Raw genomic sequence first — 13087 nt, 5'->3', positions numbered from 1 at the left:
TAATGATTATTGGGCCATTTTTACCGAAATCGCTTCGCCCTTCACCTGTTTTTTTAACAATCGTTTGGTTCTGTCTACAACATCACCCACTAATTGCCCACAAGCAGCATCTATATCATCACCACGAGTTTTGCGTACAACGGTGGTAAACCCATAATCCATAAGAACTTTTGAGAATCTATCGATACGCGAATTGCTTGAACAAAGGTACGGTGAACCCGGATAAGGGTTAAACGGAATTAAGTTAATTTTACTCGGTGTATCTTTCAATACTTTCGCTAATTCATGCGCTTGGTCGGTACTGTCGTTAATGTGTGAAAGCATAACGTATTCAACCGTCACTCGGCCTTGGTTAGCTTTCGATTTTTCAAGGTAACGGCGCACACCAGCCAAAAAGGCTTCAATATTGTATTTTTTATTCACCGGCACAATTTCATTACGTAGCTCATCGTTTGGCGCATGCAATGAAATCGCTAAAGCCACGTCGATTTGATCACCAAGCATATCAAGTGCAGGCACAACACCTGAGGTACTCAAGGTCACGCGGCGCTTCGATAAACCAAATCCGAAGTCATCTAACATGATGTTCATAGCTGGCACCACGTTTTTAAGGTTAAGCAAAGGCTCACCCATGCCCATCATGACTACGTTAGTAATAGGACGTTTACTGGTATCTTTCGATAAACCAAGGAAAGTCGCTACTCGCCATACTTGACCAATAATTTCACTGACGCTCAAATTACGGTTAAAACCTTGTTGAGCGGTAGAGCAGAACGTACATTCAAGGGCGCAGCCTACTTGTGACGATACACAAAGCGTTGCACGGTCAGCTTCTGGGATCCATACCGTCTCCACTTCCTGACCGCCCTCAAGCGCTAACGCAAACTTAATGGTGCCATCGCTAGCTTCTTGGAAATAGGCAATCTCTGGTGCTTTCACTTCACAGTGTTCTATCAACATTGCACGCAGGTTTTTATTCAGGTTGCTCATTTTCTCAAAATCGCTTTCGCCCTGCTGATAAATCCATTTCATTACCTGATCGGCACGAAATGGTTTTTCTCCTTTGTCTTTGAAGAAATTACGCAAGCCTTCGCGATTAAGATTTAACAAATTTGTCTTTGCCATAAAATGATGACCCTTTTACCTATTCAAAGCTATTGCCTTGTACTGCTAATATGATGACGCGAACGGACGTTAGGAAGTTCGAATCCACGTTGCTCTAAATCTACTTGAGTTATTAAGATGAAGCCTCGGGAGCCTCTATCGGAAGCCTCTAAATAACGAGTTACTCTTAAAGCATAAGTAGTGAAAAGCCGTTCACTTGTAGGACGTAAGCAGAAGAAATGCTGCTAAGAAAAACCTTACGCCCAAAACGGACAAAAGTCATAGACCAAAGCCGTTCAAAATTTGCGCGGATTTTACCATACTTGTTCAAGTAGAAAAAGCGTAACCCACAGACTAAATATAGGGTGTAACTTGCAATATTGTTGCCCCATCTTGACGGAATAAATCAAAGCCAGTAGCTGAACAATAAAGCTAAAAAAACAGACTTGCAGAAACAAAAAACGAGGCCGAAGCCTCGTTTTTTAGATTCGGTCGTTTGCGATTAACGCGTACGAGGACAAATCTCTTCTTCAGAGAAGAAGTAAGCAATTTCACGTGCAGCTGATTCAGGTGCATCAGAACCGTGACATGCGTTTTCATCAATTGAAGCAGCGTAGTCAGAACGAAGTGTTCCAGCAGCGGCATCAGCTGGGTTAGTAGCACCCATGATTTCACGGTTTTTAACAACAGCGTTTTCGCCTTCAAGAACCTGAACCATTACTGGGCCAGATGTCATGAAATCAACTAGAGCGCCGAAAAAAGGACGTTCTTTATGTTCTGCGTAGAAACCTTCAGCTTGTTCTTTGCTCATGTGGATCATCTTAGATGCCACGATGCGAAGACCAGCAGATTCGAAACGGTTGTAAATTGCACCGATAACGTTTTTAGCTACCGCATCAGGCTTGATAATCGAAAAAGTACGCTCTAGAGCCATTGTTTTCTCCAAACAAATTTAAGTCTTATGAATTTTTGGCCGCGAATTATAGGCAATTATTAACGGCTTGACCAGCGGCGATTTCAACACCCCATGGCGCTCTACTACACGTGATAAAAGTGACACTATTATGACAGCGTTTATGACGCACTCGGCTTTGGACGCATATTACACTTAATTTTACCTAACGCCCGGCACCAAAATTTATATAACTAACTGTTTTCTTTAGCAAGATGTTGAATTTTCGCCACGATTGCACGAAGGCCATTTCCCCGAGTCGGCGTAATATGGCGCTCCAAATCTAGCGCTTCGAAATAGCCATCAATGTCAAATTCAAGAATATCTTTCGGCGATTTATTATTATAAGCCGCTAAAACTAACGCCAATAAGCCTTGAACAATCACTGCGTCACTGTCTACTTCGAAGGTAATTTGGTTATTGTCGTAAGACTCAACCAGCCACACACTGCTTTGGCAACCTTTTACCAGCCTGTCTGCCGTGCGCTTGTCTTCTGGCAAGCCTGGCACAGATTTACCTAAATCGATAATATATTGATAGCGTTGTTCCCAATCATCGAAAAACGCTAAATCATCAATTATTTCTTCAGTAGAGGGTAATGCCATGAATAATCCTGTGTTATTAAAAGAAAAGGCCCGCTTCTAGCTGCGCTTCTTCACTCATCATTTCTCGTGACCACGCTGGATCGAATACCAACTCAACGTTGACGGCAGTAACAAAGGGAACAAGTGCTACACGATATTCTACATCGCCTACCAATACTGGCCCCATGCCGCAACCTGGCGCGGTTAGCGTCATATCAATATCAACTTCGCCACTATCTTGATCAACGTTAACCTTATAGATAAGCCCTAGCGATACTAAGTTAATCGGTATTTCAGGGTCGAAGATAGTTTCAAGCGCATCCCAGACCTGCTGCTCACTCACTTTGCCATCTTCAGGCTCGGCGAAGTTAAGTACTTGGGCTTTACGGCCAATCGCATCGGCATCGGTGCCGTCAATACGGTACATATTGCCACGCCACGTAACCGTGTAATTGCCACCTAAATCTTGCGTGATCGTAACAAACTCACCCTCTGGTATGGTTGCAGGGTTTCCTGCCGGAACAAGACGTGCTTTACACTCTCGTTCTGTCACCACCATCTTCTGCTTCATGCTATAACTTCTTAATATTGCAGTTAGCCAACGTTGAAGCTTTCGCCACAACCACACTCATCAACCACATTTGGGTTGTTGTACTTAATAATGCCGTTCACACCTTCAGTTACATAGTCAATTTCCGTACTACGTACTAGGTCTGCTGCATCTTCTGAAACCGCAACACGAAGGGTTGGTGAAATTTCTACAATTTCGTCGCCGTCTTTAGCGCTATCGGCAAAATCAAGTTCGTATGCATAACCGGTACAGCCACTTACACGGGTAGATAAGCGAATTAACTGACCCGGCTTGTCTTTAAGCTTGCTTTCAAAATGCTTAATGGCGCTGTCGCTCAAGGTAATAAGCTTTGTGCTAGGAACAAATGTTTCAACACTCATAGTGCCTCCTTAGGCCAACATCATTTTCGCTTTCTTAAGTGCAGCAAATAAGCTGTCCACTTCTTCAAGCGTGTTGTAAATTGAGAACGATGCACGAGCAGTGCCTGGAATACCAAAGCGCTTCATCAGCGGCTGAGCACAGTTATCGCCCGTTCTTATTGCTACGCCTTGCCTATCAAGAATAAATCCAATATCACCAGGGTGCGCACCGTCTAATAAAAAGCTTAAAACACCGACTTTATTAGGCGCTGTGCCAATTAAACGCATACCTTCAAAGGCAAGTGCTTGTTCAGTGGCGTAGTTTAATAGTGCTTGTTCATGGTTATGTAATGCGGCCATATCAAGATTTTTAAACCAATCAACTGCAGCACCTAAACCAATAGCACCTGCAATATTAGGTGTACCCGCTTCTAGCCGATTAGGTAACTCGCCCCATGTGGCTTCATGATAAGACACGTCTTTAATCATTTCGCCGCCGGTTTGCCATACTGGCCAGTCTTCTAGCACCGATTTGCGGCCCCATAAAACGCCAATGCCAGTCGGTCCGAATAGCTTGTGCCCAGAGAAAGCGTAAAAATCGCAACCTATGTCTTGTACGTCAACGCCGCCGTGAGCAATGCCCTGCGCGCCGTCCACTAACACCCATGCACCTAATGCTTTCGCTTTTTCCGTTAGCAGTTTAATAGGGTTAACCGTACCTAATGCATTTGATACATGCGGAAACGCCACCATTTTAGTGCTAGGTGTTAAGAGTCTATCGAAAGCGTGGATATCGAGCTCACCGTTATCGAACACCGGCACAATATTTAATGTTGCGCCAGAACGTCGACACGCTTGCTGCCACGTAACCAAGTTCGCGTGGTGCTCTAGCTCTGTCACCATGACTTGGTCGCCTTCGCGAAGCAACTGCCCCAACCCGTTAGCCACAATATTAATGGCTTCAGTGGTACCGCTGGTCCAAATCACTTCTTCTCGCACATTGGCGTTAATGAAGCCCGCTACACTCGTGCGCGCATTTTCATAACGTCGGGTTGCTTCATCAGATAAATGATGGGCGCCGCGATGCACGTTAGCATTGGTGTTCGTGTAGAAATCGACAATGGCATCAATCACCACTTGTGGCTTTTGTGTTGTAGCCGCGTTGTCGAGGTAAACCAGTGGCTTACCGTCTACCGTTTTAGCAAGGATTGGAAACTGGGCGCGAAGCGCAGCAACGTCTAAGCTCATTTAACCTCCATGTGTGCAAAGCGCTCGCTTAGCACAGGAAGTAACCAATCGCGAATAGCCGCATTAGGCATATCGTTAATTAGCTCTTGTATGAAACCAAAGTTCAACATCACCAAGGCTTTACTGCGCGGTACACCGCGAGTCAGCATGTAATAAAGCGCTTCACCTTCAATTTCTGCCACCGTTGCACCGTGAGCACAGCGCACGTCGTCAGCATAAATTTCAAGTTCAGGTTTGGTGTTGATAACACCGCGACGAGACAACAATAAGTTACGGTTGTTAAGCTCTGCCAAGGTCTTTTGTGCGTCACGGTGAATGTGAATACGGCCATTGAACACAGCACGGGCTTTATCACCCACAATCCCACGCGCATTTTCTTCTGTGGTGCCGTTAGGCATGGCGTGCTCAATGGTTGAATGTAAGTCGAATAACTCACCTTCAGCCAACAAATAAATCGCGTTCATTTTGGCGTTAGCAAATTCACCGGCATGATGCATATCTACATCTAAGCGAGACAACTCACTGCCATAGCCCACTAGGGTGCTATTTAAGGTTGAGCGGTCGTGCAACATAAAGTGACTACCACCAAGTTGTTTGGCGCTGCCTGTGAACATAGCAAAGCGGTAATGCTCCAAGTGCGCATCGTCAGCAATATCGTATTCTGCGAATGCTGTTGTAAGGCTATCGGTATCACCTGAACCTTGTTCAATGATAATCGCGCTTGATGCGTTACCTAGCTTAACCAATACGCGAGTATGGGCATCTACGTTCTTAGTCGCTAAATTCACTATGCGAATAGGCTTAGTTACTTTTGCGCCATCTGCCACATTAATGAAAACACCGTGCTGACAAAGTGCATCGTTAACGCGACCAAATAAATGGCGTGTTGGCTTCACTTGTCCGAACACACTCGCAATCGCTTGCTGTGTAGCCGCATCGTCAACGTTTAGCGATTTAATCACCATGCCTTCAGGCACGTCTAGCGTGTTAATTTGCGTAACTAACACACCATCGACAAACACGATATCTAACGCGTTTAAGTTATCGATGTTTGGCACAGGTACGCTGTCTGCTTGCGTGGCAATTGCAACGTTACGCTTTTCTACAGGCGTAAGTGGCGTATTGATCCAGCTTTCGTTACGGCGTTTCGGCCAACCATCGTTTTTTAATTGTGTTAAGGCCTGCTGACGCACGGGCGCCAGATAATCATCTAGCGCTGCCCCATCAATGACCTGTTCTAGCCATTGACTCATGCTTCAGCCTCCTCGTAGGCTTTACCTAAGAAGGCATAACCACTTTTCTCTACTTCTAGTGCCAGAGATGCATCACCACTTTTCACAATTTTGCCGTCGGCAAGAATGTGCACAAAGTCAGGTTTGATGTAATCAAGCAAACGTTGGTAGTGAGTCACTACGATAAAACTGCGCTCACCGTCACGCTGGCTGTTTACACCGTCGGCAACCACTTGAAGTGCATCAACATCTAGACCTGAGTCAGATTCATCAAGAATACAAAGCTTTGGCTCTAACAAAATCATTTGCATGATTTCGTTACGTTTTTTCTCACCACCAGAGAAGCCTTCATTAACACCGCGCTTTAAGAAATCTAGCGGCAATTGCACTTGCTTACACGCATCTTTGGCTTTCTTTAAAAATTCTGCAGCAGTAAGCGGGTCTTCGCCGCGCTGTTCACGCATGGCGTTTACAGACTCTTTCATAAATTCCATGTTGCTTACGCCTGGAATTTCTACTGGATATTGAAACGCTAAGAACAAACCTTCACGGGCACGTTCTTCCACTTCTAAATCGAGTAAATCTTTACCGTTCAGTGTCACTTCACCTTCGCTAACTTCATAACCATCACGGCCAGAAAGCACATAACCAAGGGTACTCTTACCGGCGCCGTTAGGGCCCATGATAGCGTGTACTTCACCTGGCTTAACTTCTAGGTTAAGCCCTTTAATGATGTTTTTCTCTTCTACGCTGGCATGTAAATTCTTGATACTAAGCATTGATTACCCCACTGAACCTTCAAGACTAATTTCGAGCAGCTTGCCGGCTTCTACGGCAAATTCCATCGGCAGCTCTTTGAATACTTCTTTACAGAAACCGTTAACAATCATGGAAACGGATTTTTCTGTGTCTAAACCACGTTGCTGGCACAAGAACAACTGCTCGTCGCTTACTTTCGACGTTGTTGCTTCGTGCTCAACAATGGCACTTGGATTTCTACTTTCGATATACGGGAACGTATGCGCGCCGCATTTATCGCCGATTAACAGCGAGTCACACTCTGTGAAGTTACGCGCGCCATCGGCACGAGGGCCCATCTGCACTAATCCACGATAGGCGTTGTTACTGTTACCCGCTGAAATACCTTTAGAGATAATGGTAGAGCGCGTGTTCTTACCAAGGTGAATCATCTTAGTACCGGTGTCGGCTTGCTGCCTTCCACGGGTTAACGCCACTGAATAAAACTCACCTACACTGTTATCGCCTTTCAGCACACAGCTTGGGTATTTCCACGTCACCGCTGAACCGGTTTCAACCTGAGTCCACGAGATTTTTGCGTTTTTATGGCAAATACCACGCTTGGTCACGAAGTTGTAAATACCGCCTTTACCGTTTTCGTCACCTGGGTACCAGTTTTGTACTGTTGAGTACTTAATAGTGGCATCATCCATAGCAACCAATTCAACCACTGCGGCGTGTAATTGATTCTCGTCACGCTGGGGGGCAGTACAGCCTTCTAGGTAGCTTACGTAACTCCCTTCTTCGGCAACAATTAACGTACGTTCAAACTGACCAGTGTTCATTTCGTTTATACGGAAATAGGTAGAAAGCTCCATAGGACAGCGTGTGCCTTTGGGGATATAAACAAATGATCCATCGGTAAATACGGCACTGTTTAATGCGGCAAAGTAGTTATCGGTGCGCGGTACTACTGAGCCGATGTACTTTTTCACTAAATCTGGGTATTTCACCAGCGCTTCAGAGATAGGGCAAAAGATAACGCCCGCTTCTTCTAACTTGCTGCGAAAGGTTGTTACCACTGAAACTGAGTCAAATACCGCATCTACAGCAACACCCGCTAGCATTTCTTGTTCATGCAACGGAATACCTAGCTTTTCGTAGGTACGCAGTAGTTCCGGATCGACTTCATCAAGTGACTGAGGCTTATCTTTCATACTCTTTGGTGCCGAGTAATAAGAAATGGCTTGATAGTCAATTTTAGGGTAGTCGACATGGGCCCAATCAGGCTCTTCCATTTCAAGCCACGAATGATACGCTTTTAAGCGCCACTCTAGCATCCACTCTGGCTCGTTTTTCATTGCTGAAATACGGCGAATTACTGACTCGTCGAGGCCACTTTCAAAAGTCTCAGATTCGATCTCTGAATAAAATCCAGCATCGTACTTTCTTTCTAACGCCTGTTCGATCTGTTCACTCATGTTGGGATCTCACTTGTTTGCCTGCGTTTGCTGCCTTCACTACTGGCCTCTCGGTCTTGCCAGTAAGTCACGTTGCCGTTTTAGCTATTCACGTATTTGCCAAAACGCATTTGCGATATTCTTATCGAATATCTAGACAGCCTAAAATTTTGGTGCCGTATTATATAATACCTGAGTATTTCACTCAAATATTCAATAGCCCTGTTAAATAAAAATTAAATATCGTAGCAATCGGTAATTGCGATGCCGTGCGACAAAAGACGCTATCGGCTTGCGGCCAATACTGTCGCCTCACGTAAACGGGTAACAATATCGATGACTTTATTGATGACGTAGGTAATGTCATCTAATGTGGTGAACCTACCTATACTAAAACGTATTCCAGCGTGAGCCAGTTCACTACTTCTTCCTATGGCGCGTAATACATATGAGGGTTCTAAGCTTGCCGATGTACAGGCAGAACCTGAAGATACCGCAATATCATTCATCGCCATCATCATACTTTCCCCATCCACACCACCAAAACTCACATTTAAAATGTTCGCTATACGCTGAGTTTCATGACCATTAAGGTGAATATCATCTAACTGGCTTAGCCCTTCCCACAACGCAGTTTTCAACTTGCTAATAAGGGCGGTATCATTCTCTAACTGCTGATAGGCAAGGTGTATCGCTTCCCCCATACCTACAATTTGGTGGGTTGCTAGTGTGCCTGAACGCATTCCTCGTTCGTGACCGCCACCGTGAATCTGTGCCGCTAAGTTGATTTTTGGTCGACGGCGAACGTATAACGCCCCCATCCCTTTCGGACCATAAATTTTATGCGCTGAAATAGATAACAGGTCGACTGGCAATGCTTGCAAGTCAATAGGAAGCTTACCTACGCTCTGCGCCGCATCGACGTGAAACAGGATGTTCTTAGCACGGCAAAGCTCACCAATAGCACTAATATCTTGAACAACACCTAATTCGTTATTTACGTGCATTACTGACACTAAAATGGTGTCGGTAGTTATTGCTGCTTCAAGCTGTGAAAGTGAAACAAGACCTGACGTATCCACATCTAGGTAAGTCACTTTAAAACCTTGCTTTTCAAGGTATTCACACGTATCTAAAACAGCTTTGTGTTCGGTATTAACGGTAATGATATGTTTACCGTTATTCGCATAGCCTTCTGCTACACCTTTAATAGCTAAATTATTCGATTCTGTCGCACCCGAGGTAAATACAATTTCTCGTGGGTCGCAGTTCAGTGCATCACTTATTTGATTGCGGGCGACGTCTACCGCTTCTTCCGCCATCCAACCAAAACGATACGAACGGGAAGCTGGGTTGCCAAAATTGCCATCCATAGTCAGGCACTGCACCATTTTTTCTGCAACCTTTGGGTCGACAGGCGTGGTAGCGGCGTAATCTAAATAAATAGGTGTTGAACGAGACATAAGCGACTAAAACATTCTCTAAAACTGTTGTTATAACTGAAAGCTAACTTCGATATCGTTGGCAACATTACGAAGGGAGGCGCTTTTATCTTGGCGCCCAGCCACTTCTTGAACGTCGCGCTTGGCCATTAATTCGCCAAGGGTAATATCGTTCAAAAAGGAACTTATCCGATCGCTCAAGTCTTGCCATAAACTATGAGTTAGGCAACGGTCGCCACTTTGACAATCCGCTTGACCTTGGCAACGGGTGGCATCTACAGATTCATCTACCGCACGAATAACTTCACCAATTGATATATTGGCAGCATCGCGCCCTAGTAAATAGCCACCACCTGGCCCGCGAACACTATCGACTAGCTGATCTTTACGTAATCGAGAGAAAAGCTGCTCTAAATAAGATAGCGAAATAGCTTGGCGTTCAGAGATATCAGCGAGAGGCACAGGACCGCGTGTCGAATGCAATGCTACATCAAGCATTGCCGTTACTGCGTAGCGCCCTTTAGATGTTAATTTCATAGAATCCTCCCGCTATTAATATAGCAGGAATTTTCACATACCTGACTAAATTGGTCAAGTATAAGACCTAGTAATTTAGTCAAGTATTATTGATTGAGGTAATCGCTTTTAGCTTCGCAAAAAATAAACTTTAAAATTAGTAACTTACACCAGTGAGTTACGCGCTTACTTTTTCATTTCGGCTACCCAAGCGTCGGCTAAATAGCAGGGTCGAACGCCTCTTGGCCAGCTTTAGCTTTACTCTCATCTGCAAACTCAATACCCGTATCGGCGAAATCTTGCGCTGATATGTTATGCAAGTTATCAGTACACACGTCACCGCCGAGTGATTGAATAACCTTACACATCTCTTCCACCTTGGTATCCATTTGATGCATATGCTCAAGCATAATTCCCATGGCATTAGCGACAGGATCTGGATTATCAGGCGCAACTGCATAAGCATCGAACCCATATTTTTCGGCAATTTTATTGCGGTTGGGGTTAACCTGCGCTGCATCACTTTGTTGCTTAGAGATAATTATACGCCCAGGAATCCCTACTGCAGTAGCCCCCGCAGGTATATCTTTCACCACCACAGAGTTTGAACCTACTTTGGCATTTTCACCTATGGTAATAGGGCCAAGCACTTTAGCACCCGCGCCCACTACCGCGCCTTTTTCTAAGGTAGGGTGACGTTTCCCCGGCGTCCAACTTGTACCGCCTAATGTTACCCCGTGATACAAAGTAACATCGTCGCCCACTTCTGCAGTTTCACCAATCACTACGCCCATGCCATGGTCGATAAATACTCGGCGACCTAACGTAGCACCTGGGTGAATTTCAATCCCCGTTAGCCAACGGTTGAATGTGGAGAGACTGCGTGCCAACCATTTCCAGTTGGCTTTCCACAATTTGTGGCTAACACGATGCAGCCACACCGCATGTAAACCTGGATAGTTGGTTAAAACCTCAAAGGTATTTCGTGCCGCAGGATCGCGATGAAATACCCCTTGAATGTCATCTTTAATTCTAGAGAACACGAGTGCCTCGTCTAGTTAGGTGATTCATTATCGTTATCAATTTCAGGCTCAGGTTCAGGCGCTTTCACCGATTTATCGATAGACGCCAATATACCACGTAGTATGTTCAGTTCTTGAGACTCAGGACGAGCGCGATTAAACAAACGTCGAAGTTTAGTCATCACCACGCCAGGATGGCTTTTACGAATGAAAGAGGTGCTTTCCAAAGTCGTTTCCAGATGGGTATAGAAACGCTCTAAATCTTCGTTTAGTGGGTACTCTTCTTCAACGCTGGGGTAAGTTTCGCGATTAAGATAGGCCATACGAATTTCATAACATAAGGTTTGTACCGCGGCGGCTAAGTTAAGCGAGCTATATTCAGGATTTGCTGGAATACACATATGGAAGTGACACTGCTGCAACTCTTCGTTGCTTAATCCACTATTTTCACGACCAAATACCAGTGCTACGGGGAAATTACTGACTTCCTGTACTAGTTTTTCGCCGCATTCACGAGGCCCAAGCATAGGCCATGAATGGGTTCTAGAACGGGCCGAGGTACCTACCACCAAACCACAATCAGACACGGCTTCTTCTAATGTACTCACTATTTTAGCATTGGCGAGGACGTCTCCAGCGCCTGCTGCCAAAGCACTTGCTTGGCCATCAGGCTCATGAACAGGATTAACTAAATAAAGGCTACTCAAGCCCATGGTTTTCATTGCTCTCGCTGTAGAGCCAATGTTGCCAGTGTGTGATGTACTCACCAAAATAATACGGATGTTCTCGAGCATGCTTTTTATTACCTGTAGCCTCGTCAATATTGAGCGAATAGTAGCACAATGGCGGTATAGATGGCTATCTGAAGGCCTACATTGATGCCTCAAACCAGTCGGCATCATCCGTAGTTGTGCGACCTACCCACATTTCATTTGCATCACACGACCATTCTGGTTAAGATGCGCGCGTTTTGAACACCTTACCTTGTGGGTCACTTGCGTAAAACGCATGTTGGGCTAACCTATGGTCAAGGTCTGTTCTTTGGTCTTTTACAATTGGTGGTTTATCTATGCATCCTATGCTGAATATTGCGGTGCGCGCAGCGCGTGCGGCTGGCACAATTATTGTTCGTGGTTTCGAAAAACACAACGAAGTAGCAACTGAATCAAAAGGCGCTAACGATTTCGTTACGCAAATCGATAAAGATGCTGAACAAGCTATTATTGCTAAAATTCAGCAATCATTCCCAAATCACTGCTTTATGGGCGAAGAGTCTGGCGAAACCGCCGGCGCAGATACTGATTTTCAGTGGATTATTGACCCATTAGATGGCACCACCAATTTCATTAAAGGCATTCCTCATTTTGCCGTATCTATTGCATTACTTCACAAAGGTCGTCTAGACCAAGCTGTTGTATTCGATCCTATTCGAAGCGAGTTATTCACAGCTAGCCGTGGACAAGGCGCTCAGCTAAATGGTTACCGTATTCGTGCGTCTAAGCCTCGTGATTTAAATGAGACTATTCTCGCTACTGGCATGCCGTTCAAAAACAAAGCTAAGTTTGGCGAGTATGCGCTAAGCCTAAACAAAATTTTCCATGAGTGTGGCGACATTCGCCGTGCAGGTAGTGCAGCGTTAGATTTAGCCTACGTTGCTGCTGGCCGTCATGATGGCTACTGGGAACGTGGTATTAAAACGTGGGATATCGCAGCAGGCGAACTTATTGTTCGTGAAGCTGGTGGCCTAGTCACCGACTTTAAAGGCGGTAACGATCCACTTTATAGCGGTGAAATTGTTGCTGGTAGCGCCAAGGTAGTTCAAGGCTTAGTTAAGCATTTAAAATAGCCTTTGCATTTTA

The 13087-nt window shown here is 45.1% G+C and carries 14 protein-coding genes; 1 reads left to right on the top strand and 13 read right to left on the bottom strand.

Features of this window, described 5'->3' with window-relative positions:
- Positions 1-6: 6 nt before the first annotated feature.
- From rlmN to trmJ, 13 genes are all read right to left on the bottom strand, one after another.
- Positions 7-1125 (bottom strand): dual-specificity RNA methyltransferase RlmN, encoded by a 1119-nt coding sequence (rlmN, locus tag JKP82_RS04400; protein WP_159532194.1) that lies wholly within the window; start codon positions 1123-1125, stop codon positions 7-9.
- Positions 1126-1606: 481 nt separating this feature from the next.
- Entirely contained in the window at positions 1607-2038 is a 432-nt protein-coding gene (ndk, locus tag JKP82_RS04395; RefSeq protein WP_013783282.1) for a nucleoside-diphosphate kinase, read from the bottom strand.
- Between the two features lie 212 nt (positions 2039-2250).
- Positions 2251-2661, bottom strand: coding sequence for a SufE family protein (locus JKP82_RS04390; protein WP_126873141.1), 411 nt, complete (start codon positions 2659-2661; stop codon positions 2251-2253).
- A 16-nt stretch (positions 2662-2677) separates the two neighbouring features.
- Positions 2678-3211 carry a putative Fe-S cluster assembly protein SufT gene (sufT, locus tag JKP82_RS04385; RefSeq protein WP_159532196.1) on the bottom strand — a complete coding sequence of 178 codons (534 nt, stop codon included), beginning with the start codon at positions 3209-3211 and terminating at the stop codon, positions 2678-2680.
- A 23-nt stretch (positions 3212-3234) separates the two neighbouring features.
- Positions 3235-3591: a HesB/IscA family protein gene (locus JKP82_RS04380; protein WP_126873140.1), complete on the bottom strand. Its 357-nt coding sequence runs from the start codon at positions 3589-3591 to the stop codon at positions 3235-3237.
- A 9-nt stretch (positions 3592-3600) separates the two neighbouring features.
- On the bottom strand, positions 3601-4818 hold the full coding sequence (locus JKP82_RS04375; protein WP_218396004.1) for an aminotransferase class V-fold PLP-dependent enzyme: 1218 nt from the start codon (positions 4816-4818) through the stop codon (positions 3601-3603).
- On the bottom strand, positions 4815-6071 hold the full coding sequence (gene sufD / locus JKP82_RS04370) for a Fe-S cluster assembly protein SufD (protein WP_218396002.1): 1257 nt from the start codon (positions 6069-6071) through the stop codon (positions 4815-4817). The genes JKP82_RS04375 and sufD overlap by 4 nt, the downstream gene beginning before the upstream one ends.
- Entirely contained in the window at positions 6068-6829 is a 762-nt protein-coding gene (gene sufC / locus JKP82_RS04365; RefSeq protein ID WP_126873137.1) for a Fe-S cluster assembly ATPase SufC, read from the bottom strand. Before sufC ends, sufD begins: the two co-directional genes overlap by 4 nt.
- A 3-nt stretch (positions 6830-6832) precedes the next feature.
- Positions 6833-8269, bottom strand: a complete 1437-nt coding sequence (sufB, locus tag JKP82_RS04360) for a Fe-S cluster assembly protein SufB (RefSeq protein ID WP_129739519.1) — start codon at positions 8267-8269, stop codon at positions 6833-6835.
- Between the two features lie 263 nt (positions 8270-8532).
- A complete protein-coding gene (locus tag JKP82_RS04355; RefSeq protein WP_218396001.1) occupies positions 8533-9711 on the bottom strand; it encodes an IscS subfamily cysteine desulfurase in 1179 nt (392 codons plus the stop codon).
- A gap of 30 nt (positions 9712-9741) precedes the next feature.
- A complete protein-coding gene (gene iscR / locus JKP82_RS04350) occupies positions 9742-10227 on the bottom strand; it encodes a Fe-S cluster assembly transcriptional regulator IscR (protein ID WP_057790573.1) in 486 nt (161 codons plus the stop codon).
- A gap of 197 nt (positions 10228-10424) precedes the next feature.
- On the bottom strand, positions 10425-11249 hold the full coding sequence (gene cysE / locus JKP82_RS04345) for a serine O-acetyltransferase (RefSeq protein WP_218395999.1): 825 nt from the start codon (positions 11247-11249) through the stop codon (positions 10425-10427).
- A gap of 11 nt (positions 11250-11260) precedes the next feature.
- Entirely contained in the window at positions 11261-12022 is a 762-nt protein-coding gene (gene trmJ / locus JKP82_RS04340) for a tRNA (cytosine(32)/uridine(32)-2'-O)-methyltransferase TrmJ (RefSeq protein WP_159532205.1), read from the bottom strand.
- Positions 12023-12297: 275 nt separating this feature from the next.
- On the opposite strand from trmJ, the gene suhB reads away from it, so the two are divergent.
- Positions 12298-13074, top strand: coding sequence for an inositol-1-monophosphatase (gene suhB, locus JKP82_RS04335; RefSeq protein ID WP_013783261.1), 777 nt, complete (start codon positions 12298-12300; stop codon positions 13072-13074).
- Positions 13075-13087 lie beyond the last annotated feature (13 nt).

It is taken from the genome of Alteromonas lipotrueae, assembly GCF_019249215.1.
Taxonomy (GTDB): Bacteria; Pseudomonadota; Gammaproteobacteria; order Enterobacterales; family Alteromonadaceae; genus Alteromonas; species Alteromonas lipotrueae.
The sequence above is the reverse complement of the archived record's forward strand: the minus strand, read 5'-3'. Positions and strand labels throughout refer to the sequence as shown.